The 19,150-nt window shown below is 39.6% G+C and carries 21 protein-coding genes; 14 read left to right on the top strand and 7 right to left on the bottom strand.

The features are described 5' to 3' along the window. Positions 1-12 precede the first annotated feature (12 nt). Both AC1TO8_RS04705 and AC1TO8_RS04700 read right to left on the bottom strand, forming a co-directional pair. Positions 13-741 carry a DUF4956 domain-containing protein gene (locus AC1TO8_RS04705; RefSeq protein WP_482054430.1) on the bottom strand — a complete coding sequence of 243 codons (729 nt, stop codon included), beginning with the start codon at positions 739-741 and terminating at the stop codon, positions 13-15. Positions 742-743: 2 nt separating this feature from the next. Further along, complete coding sequence (locus tag AC1TO8_RS04700) at positions 744-1,451, bottom strand: polyphosphate polymerase domain-containing protein (RefSeq protein WP_482054429.1); 708 nt, start codon at positions 1,449-1,451, stop codon at positions 744-746. A gap of 233 nt (positions 1,452-1,684) precedes the next feature. Between AC1TO8_RS04700 and AC1TO8_RS04695 the strand changes: the two genes are divergently transcribed. The 5 genes from AC1TO8_RS04695 to AC1TO8_RS04675 all read left to right on the top strand — a co-directional run bounded on the left by AC1TO8_RS04695 (position 1,685) and on the right by AC1TO8_RS04675 (position 5,882). After that, complete coding sequence (locus tag AC1TO8_RS04695; RefSeq protein ID WP_482054428.1) at positions 1,685-2,914, top strand: purple acid phosphatase family protein; 1,230 nt, start codon at positions 1,685-1,687, stop codon at positions 2,912-2,914. A 538-nt stretch (positions 2,915-3,452) separates the two neighbouring features. After that, complete coding sequence (locus tag AC1TO8_RS04690) at positions 3,453-4,064, top strand: DUF2087 domain-containing protein (RefSeq protein WP_482054427.1); 612 nt, start codon at positions 3,453-3,455, stop codon at positions 4,062-4,064. 80 nt (positions 4,065-4,144) lie between these two features. Next, positions 4,145-4,603: a cupin domain-containing protein gene (locus AC1TO8_RS04685; RefSeq protein WP_482054426.1), complete on the top strand. Its 459-nt coding sequence runs from the start codon at positions 4,145-4,147 to the stop codon at positions 4,601-4,603. A gap of 49 nt (positions 4,604-4,652) precedes the next feature. Continuing rightward, positions 4,653-5,138 carry a hypothetical protein gene (locus AC1TO8_RS04680; protein ID WP_482054425.1) on the top strand — a complete coding sequence of 162 codons (486 nt, stop codon included), beginning with the start codon at positions 4,653-4,655 and terminating at the stop codon, positions 5,136-5,138. A gap of 18 nt (positions 5,139-5,156) precedes the next feature. Further along, positions 5,157-5,882 (top strand): HAD family hydrolase, encoded by a 726-nt coding sequence (locus AC1TO8_RS04675; RefSeq protein WP_482054424.1) that lies wholly within the window; start codon positions 5,157-5,159, stop codon positions 5,880-5,882. Here the strand turns inward: AC1TO8_RS04675 and AC1TO8_RS04670 are convergent. The 3 genes from AC1TO8_RS04670 to AC1TO8_RS04660 form a co-directional block, all read right to left on the bottom strand. Then, positions 5,849-6,082: a hypothetical protein gene (locus AC1TO8_RS04670; protein ID WP_482054423.1), complete on the bottom strand. Its 234-nt coding sequence runs from the start codon at positions 6,080-6,082 to the stop codon at positions 5,849-5,851. The two genes, AC1TO8_RS04675 and AC1TO8_RS04670, sit on opposite strands and share 34 nt — an antisense overlap. Positions 6,083-6,169: 87 nt before the next feature. Further along, the gene (locus AC1TO8_RS04665) at positions 6,170-6,601 is read right to left on the bottom strand and encodes a threonine/serine exporter family protein (protein ID WP_482054422.1); all 432 of its coding nucleotides are present in this window, start codon (positions 6,599-6,601) and stop codon (positions 6,170-6,172) included. A gap of 16 nt (positions 6,602-6,617) precedes the next feature. Continuing rightward, the gene (locus AC1TO8_RS04660) at positions 6,618-7,379 is read right to left on the bottom strand and encodes a threonine/serine exporter family protein (protein ID WP_482054421.1); all 762 of its coding nucleotides are present in this window, start codon (positions 7,377-7,379) and stop codon (positions 6,618-6,620) included. Between the two features lie 245 nt (positions 7,380-7,624). Here AC1TO8_RS04660 and AC1TO8_RS04655 point away from each other — a divergent pair, with 245 nt between their 5' ends. From AC1TO8_RS04655 to AC1TO8_RS04645, 3 genes are read left to right on the top strand one after another with little or no spacing between them, the layout of a single operon-like run. Then, positions 7,625-8,035, top strand: coding sequence for a GntR family transcriptional regulator (locus tag AC1TO8_RS04655; RefSeq protein WP_482054420.1), 411 nt, complete (start codon positions 7,625-7,627; stop codon positions 8,033-8,035). Next, positions 8,028-8,726 carry an ABC transporter ATP-binding protein gene (locus tag AC1TO8_RS04650; protein ID WP_482054419.1) on the top strand — a complete coding sequence of 233 codons (699 nt, stop codon included), beginning with the start codon at positions 8,028-8,030 and terminating at the stop codon, positions 8,724-8,726. The genes AC1TO8_RS04655 and AC1TO8_RS04650 overlap by 8 nt, the downstream gene beginning before the upstream one ends. After that, the gene (locus AC1TO8_RS04645) at positions 8,723-9,475 is read left to right on the top strand and encodes a hypothetical protein (protein WP_482054418.1); all 753 of its coding nucleotides are present in this window, start codon (positions 8,723-8,725) and stop codon (positions 9,473-9,475) included. Before AC1TO8_RS04650 ends, AC1TO8_RS04645 begins: the two co-directional genes overlap by 4 nt. A gap of 68 nt (positions 9,476-9,543) precedes the next feature. On the opposite strand, the gene AC1TO8_RS04640 is transcribed toward AC1TO8_RS04645, so the two are convergent. Then, positions 9,544-11,283: a methyl-accepting chemotaxis protein gene (locus tag AC1TO8_RS04640; RefSeq protein ID WP_482054417.1), complete on the bottom strand. Its 1,740-nt coding sequence runs from the start codon at positions 11,281-11,283 to the stop codon at positions 9,544-9,546. Between the two features lie 223 nt (positions 11,284-11,506). Here AC1TO8_RS04640 and AC1TO8_RS04635 point away from each other — a divergent pair, with 223 nt between their 5' ends. The 3 genes from AC1TO8_RS04635 (at position 11,507) to AC1TO8_RS04625 (ending at position 14,931) form a co-directional block, all read left to right on the top strand. Then, on the top strand, positions 11,507-12,676 hold the full coding sequence (locus AC1TO8_RS04635; protein ID WP_482054416.1) for a glucose-1-phosphate adenylyltransferase: 1,170 nt from the start codon (positions 11,507-11,509) through the stop codon (positions 12,674-12,676). Continuing rightward, positions 12,673-13,776: a glucose-1-phosphate adenylyltransferase subunit GlgD gene (gene glgD / locus AC1TO8_RS04630; RefSeq protein ID WP_482054415.1), complete on the top strand. Its 1,104-nt coding sequence runs from the start codon at positions 12,673-12,675 to the stop codon at positions 13,774-13,776. The genes AC1TO8_RS04635 and glgD overlap by 4 nt, the downstream gene beginning before the upstream one ends. Positions 13,777-13,953: 177 nt before the next feature. Continuing rightward, positions 13,954-14,931 (top strand): aldo/keto reductase, encoded by a 978-nt coding sequence (locus AC1TO8_RS04625; protein WP_482054414.1) that lies wholly within the window; start codon positions 13,954-13,956, stop codon positions 14,929-14,931. A 114-nt stretch (positions 14,932-15,045) separates the two neighbouring features. Here AC1TO8_RS04625 and AC1TO8_RS04620 read toward each other — a convergent pair whose 3' ends face one another. After that, complete coding sequence (locus AC1TO8_RS04620) at positions 15,046-15,966, bottom strand: AEC family transporter (RefSeq protein WP_482054413.1); 921 nt, start codon at positions 15,964-15,966, stop codon at positions 15,046-15,048. Between the two features lie 503 nt (positions 15,967-16,469). On the opposite strand from AC1TO8_RS04620, the gene AC1TO8_RS04615 reads away from it, so the two are divergent. Genes AC1TO8_RS04615 through AC1TO8_RS04605 form a run of 3 tightly spaced genes read left to right on the top strand, consistent with a single transcriptional unit; the run spans position 16,470 to position 19,132 of the window. After that, a complete protein-coding gene (locus AC1TO8_RS04615; RefSeq protein ID WP_482054412.1) occupies positions 16,470-17,132 on the top strand; it encodes a TetR/AcrR family transcriptional regulator in 663 nt (220 codons plus the stop codon). Between the two features lie 45 nt (positions 17,133-17,177). Continuing rightward, positions 17,178-18,380 (top strand): MFS transporter, encoded by a 1,203-nt coding sequence (locus tag AC1TO8_RS04610; RefSeq protein WP_482054411.1) that lies wholly within the window; start codon positions 17,178-17,180, stop codon positions 18,378-18,380. Positions 18,381-18,394: 14 nt separating this feature from the next. Beyond that, positions 18,395-19,132: an alpha/beta hydrolase gene (locus tag AC1TO8_RS04605; RefSeq protein WP_482054410.1), complete on the top strand. Its 738-nt coding sequence runs from the start codon at positions 18,395-18,397 to the stop codon at positions 19,130-19,132. The last annotated feature ends 18 nt before the right edge of the window (positions 19,133-19,150 follow it).

Genomic DNA, 19,150 nt, shown 5'->3' with positions numbered 1-19,150 from the left:
ACCATCCCATCTTTATGATACATAGTCGCCGCTGTAGCTAATAAGTACGGCATTCTTAACTCCAATAATTCCCGATAGTTGGTTGACAAAGCTTCCTTCTTTATCATCTAATCGAAGTTCTAATGTCATTTCTATGTTTCCAGGAGTTACTGTTTTTTGTTTCACATTAAATCGTTTAACGGTTGTATTTAGTTGTTTATGAACAGCTAGTTCACTTGCGTCTCCATCACAGTTTACTACGAGTAAGTATGGGGTTTCGATAGATGTCCTTTTGATAAATAGGAACATGACCAAGCCGATAATAATCGAACCAATAGCTGCGAGAGTGAAGAATCCAGCACCGCATACGATACCGACAGAGGCAGCCCAAAAAAGGAAGATTAGATCCGTAGGGTCTTTGATAGGTGTTCTAAAGCGAACTATGGAGAGTGCTCCGACCATACCTAGAGATAGTACTAAGTTAGAATTAATTGCAATAATGATCATAGAAGTTACCAAGCTCATCCCGATGAGGGATACGTTAAAACTTTTGGAATATAGAACACCACTGAATACTCGCTTGTAAAGAAGATATATGAAGAAACCTATTAGAAATGAAACTGCCATCGTGATCAAAATTTTGGAGATGCTGATGTCAGATACAAAGTTATCTGTCACCGATTTCTTAAGTATATCTGAAAAATTTGTAGTGGAGTCTGTCGTTGCTGCAGCCGCAGCCGTTGTAGTTGTTGTAGCACTCATTATTAATAATCCTCCCAAGAGTTCGTTTTTAGAAATTTACGACACATGACGTATTTTGAAGCAGATTGTCTAGTTAATCCCTCAAGCTGTAAAGCGATTCTGATGTAATCAGGAATATACTCATCGTATTTCACTTCTAGAATAATCAGATTATCGTCAATCGCACTTATGCAATGCAGGTTTGCGTCGAACATATTAACGGAATGAAGGCCGGTCCTAAGTTCTTTATCAAAAGTAATCCGAACATTCCCATTCACACATACAAAGGGTTCACGCACATAGTCAACAATAACTTTAGGTCGTAGCAAATGGTTCTTCATTTCATTATGCAGTTCAATAAGTAAAGGCTTGTCTGACTGACTTAACACTTCATATTGACCAGATATTAGTTCGTCAGCCAATTTTCTAGTGAGTGGTTCTTTGATTTTAGCTATATAATCTCTGAATTTGATTTTTTTCTCGAAATGAATGACTTGATCACTATTATTGTAAATCCGAATCCGATACTTGAAGCGGTCTCGAACTCCCCCTAATTTTTCATGTAGCGCTTTGTTATTAATATCATCGAAGTATAAACTTCGAATCGCATACTCGCCATTGGGTCCAACATGATCATCTTGCTCTACTAGGTTCTTTAATCTTTGACGGATAAGGTGATACTGATGCTGATTAATGAAAAATTTTAGTTCATTTCGATATTTGAGATTCATATTTTAATCACACCTCTTTTCTTCGTTGCCATTGAAATCATTGTAGCGTCCTAATCTGATTTTTCTCTGAGTGTAAACTGAATGTTAACTGAACATTTCACGTAGAGTTTACATAACTTGATTAGAAAGAGCTGTAATAATTGACTTTGTGTGTGTTAGAACGGTATCGTATCGTAATAAGCGAATGACGGGGCCGTCGTGAAGATGAAGTACATCGGAGGTGCGTAGTGAGGATGCAAAAGGAAATTGTGTGGTTAGGCTTGATCGTTCTGGTGATCATAGCCATTGTCATAGGTCTAGAATGGGTGAAAGAGGAACAAACTGTGAAACCGAAGTCGTTGGTGATGACGATGAAGGATGATGCGCATACAAGCCGTGCATTCACATGGTATACAATAAAATCAGATATGGATTCGGTGCTACAGTTGATTGAGGGTACTGAAGGAAGTTTTGATGGTAATCATGTCATTGAAATTTCAGGAACTACAACAACTATGGATACAGGGATTCATGGAAATCAAGGTGTTCACAAAGCTGAGGCAACTGATCTTGATCCAGGGACAACATATACCTATCGTGTAGGAAGCGGGAAGGACAAAGAGTGGAGTGAACCCGCAAACTTTACAACGGAAGAGAAAGATCTGAACGAGTTCACTTTTATCAATGTTGCAGACTCTCAAGGTGTAACAGAAGCGGACTTTGAACACTGGGGCAAGACATTAGATAAAGCATTTGAGATATTCCCGAATGCGAGATTTATCGTTCATAATGGTGATTTAACGGAAGATCCTGAGGATGAGATTGCATGGGATCATTTTTTTGATAAAGCTACCGAGTGGTTAACGCAAGTGCCATTCATGCCTGTCACTGGGAATCATGAAGAGATAGATGATATGGCAGATCGGTATACGGCCCATTTCAACTTACCGGATAACGGAGCGAAGAACTCAATTGAGGGAACAACTTACTCGTTTGATTACGGTTCAGCACATATTATCGTCTTAAATACGGAATCAAATATTAAAAAGCAAACGAAGTGGTTAGAACAAGTTCTTGCAGGTACGGATAAACCGTGGAAGATTGTAGCTATGCACAGGGGCGCATACGGTGGTAATGCCAATGAGAAAGTAAAAGATTGGGTATCGATCTTTGATAAATACAAAGTGGATCTTGTATTACAAGGTCATAATCACGAATATTCACGTTCTTATCCTTTGCGAGAGGGTGCAATCGTCGGTGATGGCAGTAACGTTGTAAACAATCGTGAAGGGACTGTGTATGTCGTTCCGAATACAGCAGGACAAAAGTTCAATGAGAAGAAGGAAGATCAATTCTATCATCAGGTTCATTTTCAAAATGGGAAACAGATGTTTGCTGGAGTTAAGATCGTAGGCGACACCCTAACGTTTCAGGCCTACGATGTTGTTGGAGAGAAGTTGGACGAGTTGGTTATACAACATTGAGCATGTATATGAATTAGCGGGAATTACTATTTGCGAATTATCAAACCCCAGTGTACAACGAGTTGCGTAGAGTAGGTACAGGTCATAACGGAAATTTGGAAGGATATTATCACAGGGGCATCCCGCTAAGCTCCATCATAAGGAAAGATGCTTCATATATGAAAGTCGCTAGATTAAGATGGAATAGCTGCAGATATAGTACTTACTCGGAAGAAAAGAGTGGGTAACGGTGAAATAGTTGCAGAAAGGGCAGTTAAAACAGGGGGAATAGTGAGAAAAGATGATTTTCCAGTAATTAGATGCCCTTTATGCAACTAAATGTAGTGATAGGGGAATATTTCCGAATTTAAGTGTACTTTATGCATCTGTTGGTGATAGGCGGAGATAGTTGTGAAGGGAATGTAAATAACTCATTCGCCAAGGGCGCCGCAAGGCGCCTTTCTTAAGCTTGACAAAAACAAACTACTTCACTATTATCTAATTTAACTATTATCTAATTAGATTATCACTAAATTAGATGAAATGAGGTATTTAGACGATGCAACTTGATAAATTAGTACGTTATCATAAAGCACTTGCAGATCCAACTAGAATAAAGCTTCTCATCATACTTGCCGATGGTGAATGTAATGGTCAAGTATTAGCTGAGAAGCTTAGTGTTACTCCAGCTACGATAACCCATCATGCTAATAAGTTGCGTGAAGCTAGTCTGATCAAAGAGCGTAGAGATAAGAACACGATTTACTTTTCCTTAGATGATTATTTCATCCACAGTAATTCAAAAGCTATCATCGATGTCATCTACCGAAATACAAGAACAAATGAAGATAATGGAGGCATAGACTCTATGGAAGATTCCCATAAGAAATTACAAGAATCAGTCATAAATAACTTTTTTACGTCAGAAGGAAAAATAAAACAGATACCTGCTCAATTGAAGAAGAAGTTAATCGTTCTTGAGCATCTAGTGAGTCAGTTAGAGAGCGGAAGAAAGTATACTGAGAAGGAAATTAATCTCTTCATTAAACCATTCCACGAAGACTTCGCAACAATTCGTCGGGAGTTCATTATGCACCAATTCATGTATAGGGAAAATGAGATTTATGAACTGAATCCGCGAGAGATGTGGGCAAGATGGGACAGCTTGTAGTAAGATGAAGAGAATATAATAGGAAGTTCAAACAGTCATCTTTTGAACATGTATTTCATATGAAATGGAGAGAATTATAAATGACGAAACAACGATCACCATTGGTACAATTATTGAATCTAGAACCGCATGTTGAAGGTGGTTGGTACAAGGAAATCTGGAAAGCGTCGTATGAAATCCCAAAGGCTGTATTAGGTTCACAATATTCGGGTGCTAGGGCTGCCGCAAGCTCCGTTTATTTCCTACTACATCCAGGTGAAGAATCTGCATGGCATGTCGTGCTATCGGATGAATTATGGTTATATCATTCTGGAAGTCCGATCGAACTGACATTGGGTGGAAAGAGTGACAATCCAGAAGCGGGCGAGAAAATCATTCTTGGTATGGATATTGAGAAGGGACAAGTTCCTCAGGCATTAGTACCGGCTGGTGTATGGCAGACTACGAGAACATTAGGCGATGAGCCAACATTGGTTACTTGTGTAGTCGCTCCAGCTTTTCATTATGATGATTTCAAACTCGTAGAATCATCGAAGTAAGAGGAGCATCCTCTAAGGAATTGGATAATATCCGGGGGAGCGATGACGATTGGAATTATATTTTAAAGACAAATTTTTCAGCTCAGGTGTTTCAGATATAATGAATAATGGCGGAGAAGTGGTAGGCAAGATTGACTTGAAATCGGCCTTCACTTCTTCATTAGAAGTATTTGATAACTACGGACAGATCGTCTGTATGGGGAAGTTTCGTATGTTATTAAATAAATGGGTCATATCTGATGGAAGAGATGGAGAGTTAGGCGTGCTGCGTAGACGAATGAGTTTCCTTACGAAGAAATACGAATATGATGCTGGAAGACGAGGAGTTTTTGAGATCACATCGCCGGCATTTTCGAAAGAATATAGTATCCAGGGTAGCCATGGTGAGTTCGTAGCTTCTTTTGCTAGAATAAACAGTTGGTTACAGACTGGGGCCTTTCGTTTGCTCAATGAGTCCAAAGATTTAGATAGTTATGAGTTGGTAGCGATTGTTATGGGTGTACATGAGATCCAGAAGAGGGATCAACATAATTAAGTAAGGAGGAAACCTCAATTGGGACAAGTTAACTCACCTATAGGGGTGTTTTTTGATGTGGATGACACGCTCTACGACCATCTGGATCCGCTTCGATTTGCACTGCAGCATGTGCTTACTTTGGGAGAGGATTTCCCTTATGAAACGGTGTATCATCGAGTTAGATATTACAGTGACCTTCTAACGGATCGCAATCGAGACGTGAATGCAGAAGATGGTGCCCATATACTCGAGGAAATGCGAAGCCAGCGATATATTCTCGCACTTGAAGAGTTCGGTATCATGCTTGATAGGGAAAGGGCAGAGGCAATTCAGGCACAGTATATTGGGAAACAATTTGAGATTCAGCCGTTTGCAGGGGCCATTGAATTAATCAAGCAGTTGCAGCGTAATGGGGTTGTCGTTGGGTTAATTACGAATGGACCTTTAGAACATCAAATGGGCAAAATAAGATCGTTATCATTGGATCATCTCATTCCAGCGGATCATATATTTGTGTCGGGTGGTGTGGGTATTGATAAGCCTGATCCACGGTTATTCGCCCATGTGAATCACGTTACGGGAACGACTGCGGAGCATAGTTATTATATCGGTGATACGTGGCGTAACGATGTTGTCGGTGCGATGAATGCAGGATGGAATATGCTGTGGTTCAATCATCGGAATACGCAACCAGAGTCTGATCATATCCCCGATTATATTGTAGGGAACTACGAAGAGATTAGTCGGATTTTATTAAAATAAGCATATAAAAAGGAATCGCTGCTCTCAATGGCTCGATTCCTTTTGTGTTTATTATGGAGTTGTGTGCGTTTCTGTTGTAGTGTGGGCAATGTTTGGACGACAGGATTGATTCCCATCCAAGATCCACGCATAAGCTCTGGATTGATCTTCCCTTGTTTCTCCAGTTTGAGTCGAATTTTCTTAGCTTTACTGGTTGACATGTGTACATTCCTCCTTGGAATTGACTTAACTTCTATTATACGTGATATTCATTGTTATTTAAAGGTGGGTACTATAGGACTCGTAGATCAAGATATAGGAGGAATACTCCTACGGAAAGATTGATTCAGTACTTCTGATAATACGAGACCCAAGGCGATGGATCCAGCGAGTAGGAAGGCTTGAACACCGAACTGAACGGCAGCGGTATAATCTTTCTCCACGACACTGCGCATAGCATTATAAGCGAGTCCACCTGGAACCAATGGAATAATGCCTGAGATGCTAAAAATAATTACCGGCATTTTATAAAACTTCGCAAACATCTGGCTAACGATGCCAACCAGGAAAGTGGCTACAAGTGCAGCCAACACATCATCAGTATATCCCAGCAACAAAGTATAGATCATCCAACTTAGTGTGCCAACAAGTCCGCACTGAAGTAGGGATCTGTGGGGGGCGTTGAAGAGAACCGCAAAGGCGGCAGAAGCAATGAAACTGGTAACTATTTGTACCAACATATTGATCAGACCTCTTTCAATGGAGAATAGTGAAAACGACAGCCACACCTGTTCCAATAGCAAAAGCAGTTAGGAACGCCTCAGCACCTCTAGATAGCCCGGATATAAGATGCCCCGCCATTAAATCGCGTATTGCATTCGTGATAAGTAGACCTGGAACCAGTGGCATGACGGAACCGATAATGATCTTATTCACTGATTGTCCAAATCCTACTGAGGTCAGTAAGAAAGAGACGATTCCAATTAGGAAAGCTGCGATCAATTCGGCGAAAAATTTCACCTTTACTAAGCGGTGTAAATAGATAAAGGTGCTATAACCTAATCCGCCACAAAGCATAGCAGGGACGAAATCAGACCATGTACCTTGGAACATGATGGTGAAGCAAGCACTCGCAATCGAAGCTGCGGCAATTTGGAATGCTATGGAATAGGCGTGAGCCTCTTTGTCAATCTTGCAGAGCATGCTATGTGCTTCTTGAATGGAGAGTTCTCCGTTGCTTAGTTGTCTTGAAATGCCGTTCACTGCATTCACTTTCTGAAGGTCGGTTGTCCGTTCTACGATTCGGATCAGCTTGGCTGATTCAACGCCATTGGGTTGAAAGATAATTCCGGTTGGCATCACAAAAGTATGTGAGTCTAGAAGATGAAATGAAGATGCAATTCGCGACATCGTATCTTCTACGCGATAAGTTTCAGCCCCACTTTGTAACATTATTTTCCCAGCTAACAGACAAACTTCAACGACTTCGTGAATGGGTTGTTCTACTCTTATTTCCAAGGCGATCATCTCCCTCGTCATGCTATTCATAAGCGATTATCGCATTCAATCTATAAAGACAAAGTCATTATATCATGTGGGAAATATAATGGAGAACATGGGAAGGAAAAGTTGCTGTTTTTTATTATTTATTTGGTGCTGAGGTTTTATTCTTCTAAAGGTTATTAAATAGGCTTTACAACGATACAGTCATAGTGTACTATTTGGCTATAACAGTAACACTGAAGAAGGGAGATTAACTTATTGTGAGTATTGAATTTGACAATAATCAGCCGATCTATTTGCAAATCATGAATTACATCAAAAGACAAATCGTAACAGGTTCATTAAAGCCTGGCGACAAAATAATATCGGTTCGAGAATTAGCAGCTGAATTACAAATTAATCCGAATACGATTCAGCGGACCTTTCAGGAGCTAGAGCGAGAAGAGATTGTTGAGACGAGACGTGGTCTCGGAAGATACGTGACAAATGAAGAATCTAAAATTATGGAGATGAAGAAGGAAATGGCGGGAGATTTGCTAGAGCGATTTATCAAAGGCATGCAGGAACTTGGATTTGCTAATCAAGATATCGTGTCTATCGTATCCGAGGCGGTAACGACAGGTTCTGGATCAGTCCCAGACCAAGAGAGAGGAGTGAACGAGCGTGAATAATTTATTGCAAATAAATGATGTAACGAAGAAGTATGGATCGAAACGTGCTTTGAATGATGTGTCCCTTGAAATCGGAACAGGGAAGATTGTAGGTCTTCTTGGAAGTAATGGAAGCGGGAAGAGTACGCTCATGAAGATGATTTCTGGGTTGTTGCAGCCATCTAAAGGAACGATATCTGTAGCAGGAACGTCTGTGGGGTTGAGCAGCAAAGGATTAGTATCCTTCATGCCAGATCGACCGTTGACGGAATCATGGATGAAGGTCCGAGATGCCCTTTCCTTTTTCCAAGATTTCTATGAAGATTTCGATCGTTCGAAAGCACTTGAAATGCTTCAATTCATGAAACTGAATGAAAGTGACCGTGTCAGTGTGTTGTCCAAAGGGATGAGTGAACGATTACAACTTACACTGGCTTTATCACGTAAAGCACGTCTTTATTTGCTGGATGAGCCGATTGGTGGAGTAGACCCAGTTGCACGAGGCAAGATATTGGATGCGATTGTAGAGTACTACAATGAGGATAGTAGTCTTATTATATCCACCCACCTTGTGCGTGATATTGAGCGAATCTTTGATGAAGTGATCTTTATCCGTGAAGGAGAGATTGTGATGCAAGAAGAAGTGGAGAATATACGAATTAAATATGGAAAAAGCGTTGATGACATGTTTAAAGAGGTGTATGCAGAATGATGAAATTGTTGAAATATGACTTTAAGCGAAATGGAAGCAGGTTACTAGGAGTTATGGCTGTACTTATTCTAGTGCAGGTATCGATAATGCTATTTATTGATAATAAAATGATATTAACAGGGCTCACTATTTCTGCTTATATTATCGCCGGAGTGATTCTGTTTATAACACCGATCCAAACCTTTAGTTATAATCTCAAAGCCTACCACCGTAAATTATTGCCTGTGTACACGTTAAAGTCCATTCTATCGCCTATTGTGATGTGTGGGGTATGTTTATTGGTATTAAGTCTCATGGCGGGCATTCATGGATATGTATATCTGTCGGGTTACGGAGCGATAGATAGCATCATGGATCAAATTAAAATGTATCCCTTAGAAACGGTAATGACTCTGTTCAGTACGGTTTGGATGATTATTAATATATTGATTACTATTTTCTTATCTATCACCATTGCTGCTAGTATCCGTATGAAGGGTAGCACTTGGATAGGAATTTTATTCTTTTTTCTTATTATAAATGGGCTATCTTGGATAGAATCATTATTTACTAGAGAATCTGATTGGGGCATATTCCAAGCGTTCGCACTTCAAACGGAACCTCTAGAGAATGGTGTATCCACCAGTATGAATCTTAAATCAATGTATGTTTCAGGCAACTTCATAGGAATGTTCATCTTTGAGTTAGTATGTTCCGTTGCCTTTCTGTATATTATGGTGAAACTCATTGATCGAAAAGTAGAAGTGTAATAACAAACAGCCTCGAACGCGGTATTAGCTCGCGTTCGAGGCTGTTGTATTTGTTTCACATTATTTAGTTATACCTTAAAAGCGTCTGTACTTTCCTTTAAGCTCGTTGAAGCATTCTTTAAAGTGTGGGTTAGATCATATAATTGATCGGATATTTCGTTCTGACCTTGTGAAACTTCACTTACAAGTTGCATACGTGAATTTACCTCAGAGGATGAGGTGGATAATGTTTCGACCGAATCAACAATATTGCTCATGCTCGTGGAAATCTCACCAATGGCCAACGTAATTTCACTAACTTGACCAGCTAGAATAGAACTTTGTGATTCTAACTCTTGGAATGTGGTGCTAGACTTTTCAGAAATAACTTTCGTTTCCTGAATAACATTTGAGAAGGTAGTTAGACTTTGTCCACAAGAGGTCATATTCGAATGGATAAGCACTAGATCTGTATTAATCTCCTCAGAAAGTGATTTGGTATTCTCCGATAGTTTACGAATTTCATCAGCAACAACAGCAAATCCTCTTCCATGTTCACCCGCTCTAGCTGCTTCAATCGAGGCATTCAAGGACAATAGATTGGTCTGGGTATTTACATTTTGAATGCCGGACAGGGTCTGTTCGATATGGTTATATCGTTCTGACATCGTATCGAATACTTCCATGAGCTGGTCGAACTCATTACTTGTGCGATCCACTAATTTAACAACTTCATTCATATGCTTGACGCCAACATGTGAAGAATCCTTCATCAATTGCATATTGTCATTAATATATTCACTAGATGCCGTGATTTGCTGAGAACTAGCAGATACTTGCTCGGTTACTGCAGATATAGATGTGGTCTCGTCCAGTTGAGATAAAAGTACGGGTGCACTATTATCAATCTCTTTCTTGACCGTAACAGACGCTTCTTTGTTGTTTTCGGCAATGCCTTCCATACGTTGGGATATATCCATGACATTGTTGCTAATGTCGAGGGTAGATTGAATAGTCATCCGAAGATTAGCTCCCATGACAGCGAGCTTCTGATCTATCGTACCAAATTCATCACCACGATTTAAATTTCCTTCATAAGTGAAATCACTATTTTGATAGGAGTCAATACGCTTCATGATGCCTGATAACCCTTTTCGAATTCTAGTAATAAAGTTCATAATCATCAAGAATGGTGCAATGATAAGAATTGCACTGCTAACAAATATGGCTATGTTGGCTCGAGATACACTTTGGCTTAGACTAGCCTGATTTTCTCGTAATACTTCCTGGAATTTCTCGTTTATCATGGTCTTACTATAAGATAAAACAGATGTGTAGGTATTCATGACTTTCTGTTTCAATATGCTTCGATCGAAGTCCGTTATGTCATCTGTGATCTGCGGCTGAACATCAGTCAAGGTATCATAGACCATATTTAAAACATTAACATAACCCGCAAACGTTTGTTTCGTCAAATTCAAATACTTATCAAATTCGTTGAATTGTAAAGTTAGCGCTTCGATATCCTTAGGTAGCTTATCGATATCTTCCAATAGACTTGCTCGATTATCTCTGTTTCCTGTCTCTAGCATATCGATCATCCATATGAGATCCCGTTGCATTGTATCAGCTACTTCTACGTAACCTTGTTCTTGCTCGATTGCATACTGTGAATCTTTAATGCTGTCTGATACCGCTCGGTTCGATATAATATTGCTAGCTCCTGAGCCAATACTTACAAGTGTTACGACGATTAGCATCAGGATGAGTTGCTGGGTAATCGTTTGATTCTTTCGATAATTCTTGATAGTCTTCAAAAGCTTCTGCATGTGTTTCTCTCCCTTGTATATGTCTATCTAAGTATTATCGGTATAAAAACAAAAAAAATTAAATTTAATATATCTCAATATATGGCCTAAATCCTATAAGAAGGATGGATAGTGTTAATTGGGTGAGAGGGATGGTAGGTGATCCGTACTATGTAGTCATATTCCTGTCCAATTTCTCATATATTTGGAGAAGGATTATATTGTCGTGAGGGAGGGTTATGTGATGAAGGAAAAGGAATGCATAGCCATGTTACTAGCAGGAGGCGAGGGTAAACGCTTAGGTAAATTAACTAGAAAAATAGCAAAGCCTGCCGTGTTCTTTGGTGGCAAGTATCGTATTATCGATTTCACGCTCAGTAATTGTACGAATTCAGGTATTGATACGGTTGGCGTATTAACACAGTATCATCCTCAAGTATTGAATCATTACATTGGCATTGGTAAACCGTGGGATTTAGATCGTAAAGAAGGCGGAGTCTCGATTTTACCTCCATTTATTAAGCGAAAAGGTGGTGATTGGTACAAAGGAACCGCAGATGCTATATATCAGAACATCGATTATATTGAACAATACAATCCTGAATATGTACTAATTATATCGGGTGACCATATTTACAAAATGGATTATGAACGAATGCTCCATTTTCACAAAGAACAAAAGGCTGATGCGACGATCGCAGTCATTGAAGTCGAATGGAAAGATGTGAACCGTTTCGGAATTCTAAGTGTGGATGAAAAGTATAAAGTGACTCATTTTCAAGAGAAACCAAAGGATAGTACAAGCAATCTCGCTTCAATGGGTGTATATATGTATACATGGAAGACGTTGAAACAATACTTGAAGGATGATGCCGTTGATTCGCAATCTAGTCATGATTTCGGAAAAGACATTATTCCTACGATGTTAGAAGATGGTATACAGTTGTCAGCCTATCCTTTCGAGGGATACTGGAAAGATGTAGGGACGATTGAGAGCCTCTGGGAAGCAAATATGGACTTATTGGATGATGAGACTAGTCTAAGACTAGATGATCGTAAATGGCGTATTTACTCTCTGAATCCGAATCAACCTCCCCAATATATCGCAGAGTCCGCGAACATTGTTAATTCTCTTGTAAATGAAGGTTGCATTGTATTCGGAGAAGTGAAACACTCTGTCTTGTTCTATGGTGTTGAGATTGGAGCGGGGAGTGTGATCACTGATTCCGTTATTATGCCTTATGCAAAGATTGGTGAGAATGTAACGATCTACAAAGCGATTGTGGGTGAAGGATCCGTCATTGGGGATGGAAGTATCGTAGGATCACCTGATTCAGCTGAGGTTACGCTTGTAGGTAATCACGAATCAATCCCTTCCGAATTATTACCTAAGAAGGAGCAGATGTCGACATGAAGAATGTTATGGGAATCATCAATATGGTGAATGAGACAGATCAGTTGGAAGAACTTACGTATCATCGAAATATCGGATCAGTTCCGTTTGCTGGTCGCTATCGTCTTATTGATTTCATTCTATCAAGCATGGTTAACTCTGGCATTACAAATGTAGGCATATTTACACATACGAAATATCGCTCATTAATGGATCATCTAGGGTCAGGGAAGGAATGGGATTTAGATCGTAAAAGATCGGGGTTGTTCATTCTTCCTCCTATGAAGGAAGGACTGGAAGGTTCCATTGGAGACCTTCACGCATTAAATGCCCACAGAGATTATTTACATCGAAGTAGCGAGGAATATGTGTTAATCGCACGAAGCTACATGGTATGTAATATCGACTTCAACGGATTACAGGAATTCCATAATAGTACTGGAGCAGACATCACCGTAGTATATAAAGATACGAGTGATGTCGATTCATTCTCCACACGTATTGGAATGGATGATAAAGGTCGAGTGACGTCAATCTGGGAGCCGAATGCATCACCGCATGGTGATAAGGTATCCATGGAGATGTTCTTCCTTAAGAAAAGTCTACTGCTAGATTTAATAGAAGCATCCCTAGCCGAAGGTCATCATAGCTTTATGAAAGATGCGATTCGTGCCAATATGGGTCGACTGAATATTTATGGGTATTCCCACCCTGGGTATCTAGGAGTTATCAATACATTGAATAGCTATTACAAGCACAGTATGAATCTGCTGAATGCGAATGTATGGAGAGAGTTATTCTTTACGCCGGGACTTATATATACGAAGATAAAAGATGAACCTCCAACGCGACATTTAGCTTGCAGTCGCACAAGTAATTCCATGGTGGCCAATGGATGTGTGATTGAAGGTACTGTTGAGAACTCTATTCTATTCCGAGGGGTCCATGTGCGTAAAGGTGCGACTGTAAGAAATAGCATCGTGATGCAGAATGGTATGATCCATGAGAACAGCTCCATCGAACAGGCTATTATTGATAAGGATGTCATCATCAAAGCAGATAGAACCTTAATAGGGCATGAGCGTGCGCCATTTGTTGCTGTGAAAAGGAAAGTTATTTAATAAGAAATCATGAAGCCACATACTTAAAGATGGTACCGTCTTTAAGTGTGTGGTTTCACTGTCGCTAGAATTAACTAGACCGCTCATATAATAAACTTGGAGGATTGTCTTTTAGAAGGACTATTACTTGGTATACTAGAGGTAAGGAACAATAATAGTTTAACAGGAGGATTATAAATGAAAATCATGCCTTTGGAACAACGTGGAATTTCGACCAGTCGACTTGTGCTTGGATGTATGCCGTTTGGAGGTGGGTGGAATCAGGAGCCTATCACACAAGATCATATTCTGAACGCTGAGAAAGCGATAGAAGCTGCGCTCGCCATTGGAGTGACTATGTTTGATCATGCAGATATTTATACGATGGGAAAAGCGGAAGAAACCTTCGGTCGAATATTGAAAAGCAGAGCGGGACTGCGTGAGCAGATCGTTATTCAATCGAAGTGTGGTATCCGACTTGGAGATGCTGATACGACAGAACAGTTCGACTTTTCTAAGGATCATATCTTGAATGCAGTTGATGGTTCACTTAAGAGACTAGGAATTGAATACCTAGATGTATTGTTATTGCATCGTCCAGATCCATTAATGGAACCTGAAGAGGTAGCGGAAGCATTAGGAAAGTTAAAAGCGAGTGGTAAAGTACGTTATTTCGGAGTTTCCAATATGAGCGTTGCTCAAATTAAATTTCTACAGCAAAGTTTGCCTGATCAGCTAGCAGTAAATCAGCTTGAAATGAGCTTGGCTCGTCTGGATTGGATTGACCAAAGCGTATTTGTGAATCAGAAAGCCGGGGCATCTACGAATTTCTCCGAAGGGCTGATGGAATTCTGTCAATTGGAGAAGATACAGATTCAATCATGGGGACCACTTGCACAAGGTAGATTCTCAGGAAGATCCCTAGAGAACGAGCCGGAACGAATTCGCATTACCGCTAAACTGGTTAAGCAAATGGCAAACGATAAAGAAACGACAATGGAGGCTATCGTTCTCGGTTGGCTTATGAGACATCCCGCAATGATTCAGCCTGTGTTAGGTACGGCGAACGAGGCACGAATTAAGGCTTGCCAAGATGCTGAGAGGCAGGCGGAACTTATGACTCGGGAAGAATGGTACAAGCTCTATCATAGTGCGAGAGAGCATCAAACCAAATAATATCGTAAGAAATACCGGATCATCTAGATTAGTGGCTATCCATTATATTCATCGGATTTAACTCCACGTCTATATGAAGCTTCTGAGGATCGAGATTTGCTCTATATCAGCAACTTAGAAAGTTCTTGCTAGAGAGATCAAGGCTGTAATTGTGATCACATTCAATAAGGTCGAGATTAATACGGTTTGTGCGGCGAAATCGGGTTCGTTATGATACTCTTCAGCCAGAATGGATGAGTTGACACCTGTTGGCATACCTGAAGCGATGAGTAATGCTTGTGCAGAAATTCCTTGTATCCCTAGGCTGAATACAAGGAAACAACCCACTGCGGGTCCGATCAGAAGGCGCACGAATACACTCACATAAACGTCTAGTCGATACAAGTGTAACGGATATTTCACGATTTGTGCTCCAAGTGTTAGCAACGCGATAGCGACCATAGATTGCTGTGCATAGGTTAGCGGCTGTGAGATAAAGACTGGAAGAGGAGCCTTCAGCGCACGAAGAAGCAACCCGATACCTAATGCGTAGGGGACAGGCATTTTGAGAAAACCAATCAATACACTTCTGTAGTTCCCCTTAAGCTTCGCCCCTTGGATAGAGAGAACACCATATGTAAAGGTTAATAAACTCTGAAGTGACATGATGAACGCTTGAATGGAAGCGGCTAATGGGTCACCTTTAAATACTAATGCATTGATCGGCATCCCGTAGTTCCCCGAATTATCCAGCATAATACTATTATTGAATGCAGCCTTCATCCCTTTGCTAAGCTTCATAAAACGGGATAGTAGTGAGCCTATAAAGTAGAGGATAAGTACATATAGTGCGTAGAATAGCGTGATTGTTCCCAGTAGCTCTCCTGAAATATCGGAGTGATACATGCTCATAAAAACGGCAGCAGGTGTAATGCAATAAAAGTTTATTTTGGCTAACGTATATAGGTCTAGACGGAATACACGTTGCATCCAAGACCCAATTCCAATGAGTACGAATACGGGTAATACGACTTCTAGCATGATGTCAGCAATCATAAGTTCAACTTCCTTTGTGAGAGATGGATAAATCAAAGTAACTTTCTCATTATAGCATTCTTTGAGATTATGACTACGAATAATAACTACCCTATGTAGTAGGGTCCCCGCTTACCTTTACTATTCCGAAATCTAAAACTAACAGTGATATTTAGAAATTGTATGAATGATATATTATGCTATTCTGTTTTTGTGTAATTAGAAAAAAAAGTGATAAAGTGATTAAATAATATAATGCACTTTAAATCTTTTTTTTAAATTTATGAAGTGAGGAATAAATCATTGGGGATATTATCAAATCTTAATGGAGATTTTACACCGTAACTTTCACATTAAATGACGATTCCTCAGTTCGTTTGTACAGAGCTGAGGAATTTTGTTATGCAGTTCGTCGATATCCTTTATGATATTTCATATTGAAAAATAATTTAAGGCTGATATAATGAGTTTCAAGTTGATAGTACGACTATCAACTGAATGATTCTAAGAAACAGAGGATATCTATGATGAATTTAAAAAACAAAAGAAAGAACGAGCAAGATCAACAGAAAGAACAGCGAAAGGAAGAGGTGATTCAGGCTGCAATTGCCGTGTTCAAAGTAAACGGAATCGAAAATACGAAAATGACTGAGATTGCCCAACAGGCTGAGGTTGGAGTTGCTTCTGTTTATCGTTATTTCAAGACCAAACCAGAGCTTGTGATTGAAGTCGGTATAAGAAACTGGGAGAGCATCATCACTACCTTTTTTGAGAATTTTAATCAAACGGAGTATACAGCGCTTAAGGGGATTCAAAGGGTTGAATTATTGTTAGAGGTATTCTTAACGCTTTACCAGAACCATAAGGACTTTCTGAGATTTATTGAAGAGTTTGATCATTACATTATGAAAGAAAAGATCTCACCCGATCGATTAGAAATATATGAGAAAACCATATTGAATTTGAAACCTTTCATGATTGAAGCAATGGAAAAGGGTAAAAAGGAAGGAAGTATCAAACCTTCTGTTCATAACGAAGAATTTTACATGACCTTAACCCATACACTGATCAGCTTGTGTCAGAAATTAATTTCGAGGAACTCGATACTGAATAGTGATCAGGATATTGAAGGAGAATTGCAAGTGAAACTCGTGATCGGTATGGCAATAAACTACATAAGCTACTAAACTCGATGCCTAACGATTGCCGAATAAATAAGAAGAGGTGTAGCAATGGATAAAAAATCTTTACCCTATATTATTGGACTTCCCAATTTAGGTGTAGGACTGTTGTGGGCAATGAACATGACTTTAATTCCCATGCTAGTAGCTACGTTTGACGTGAGTAATACAAAGGCTGGTTTTCTGATCACGATGGGTTCTTTTACCGGAATTTTTGTTCAGTACATAGCCGGAGTCTTAAGTGATAGATCTAAATTTAAAATGGGTAGACGAAAGCCATTCATGCTGATGGGGGCCGTTGTTACAACGATATCCATGTGTTTATTACCCTTTGCACCTAGTTACTGGTCTTTATTTGCTATCGCTTTTATATTCTATTTCAGTTTGAATTTCTATCAAGGTCCCTATTATTCATTGATTCCGGAGACGGTAAAAGAGAGTCAACTGGGGCTTGCTAACGGATTCTCCAAGGTAGTTAGTGTACTGGGTGGTGCGTTTATCTTTATTATTGGCCCTAGGTTGTGGGATAACACAAGCTCATTCAATCAGAATCATAGCTTCCCTTTCATTGTAAGCGCTTTTCTTGGGATACTAACCGTCGTGATTACATTGCTTCTAATTAAGGAGAAACCTGCTAACACGGAACGTAAAGTTACGAAATTAGCTTTTGACTTCTATAAATATCCTTCAGCCATGAAATTGTTTGCGGCTATCTTTTTCATTTATCTTGGATATGGAAGTATAACCCCTTATTTTGTTAAATACTGCATCCAACACTTAAACTTAACTGCGGATACCGCAAGTTTCTCTCTACTATTGCTTACGATAACAGGCGCTTTGTTCGCGTACCCTTTAGGTGTTCTATCCGATAAAATGAAGAGGACAACGGTGATGCTTCTCGGAGTTATTATATTTGTAATTGCGATGTTTGCAGCTATCTTTGTTACGGGGGCATCCGGACTCTACGTAGTAATGTCTGTTATAGGAATCGGGTTTATTGCCATTCAGGTAACCGCTTATGCCATTCTAGCAGAAGTGGTTCCACGGGAACGTTTAGGTGAGTTCATGGGGATTTTCAATTTCTTCGTATCCATTTCGCAATTTATTGCCGGTCTTTTAATGGGTGTTTTACTGGATTCTATCGGATATAAGATTTTCTTCCCATTGGCAGGGTTCTGGATTGTGATTGCAGTATGTATTCTTTTAACTAGTAAAATTGAGAAACCGATAGAGAAAAGTATGTATATTGGATAGGAGTGATATGGCAGATGGAAGATATTGATTTGAAGAAGGAGTTTTTCTTTTCAGGGAATGAAACGGGTTGTCTCTTGATACATGGGTTCACCTCAACACCTGCAGAGATCAGAGAGCTTGGCGAACAGCTCCACAAAGTAGGATATACCGTTCTTGGAGTTCTATTGTCTGGACATGGAACCGTCATAGAGGATATGGAAAATTGTAAATATACAGATTGGATCGAGTCTGTTGCAGAGGGTTATGCTAGGCTACAAGGAATCTGTACCACCATACATGTAATCGGTCACTCTATGGGTGGGGTATTGGCTCTTAATCTAGCAGGTAACTACGAGGTGAACAAAGTAGTGGCTCTTGCGCCAGCCTTAGTTAATAGGGACCCGAAGGCAAAGTATGCTGGCCTAGCCAAGTATTTCATGAAGTATAGCGAATGGGTAGAGAGGGAACGACGAGAAGAAGAGACAAAACACTTATTAGGTTATAGCAAAATACCAGTAAGAAGTGTAGACGAATTAAATAAATTACAACGTATCACGAAAAAGTCATTAAAAAAAATTACACAACCTATATTGATCATTCATGCCAAGCAAGATAACACGATTCATCAAAAAGGGATTGATATATTAGCCAATAATGTCTCGTCAAAGGAAATTAAAAAGATTTATTTAGATCATTGCGGTCACAACATCACCATAGAATGCGAGAAGGATAAAGTGTTTAAAGAGGTTATTGATTTTTTGAAAGGTGCTTAAGATTACGAAGATTATAAG

The sequence above is a fragment of the Paenibacillus sp. Y859 genome (genome assembly GCF_056786405.1).
The sequence above is the reverse complement of the archived record's forward strand: the minus strand, read 5'-3'. Positions and strand labels throughout refer to the sequence as shown.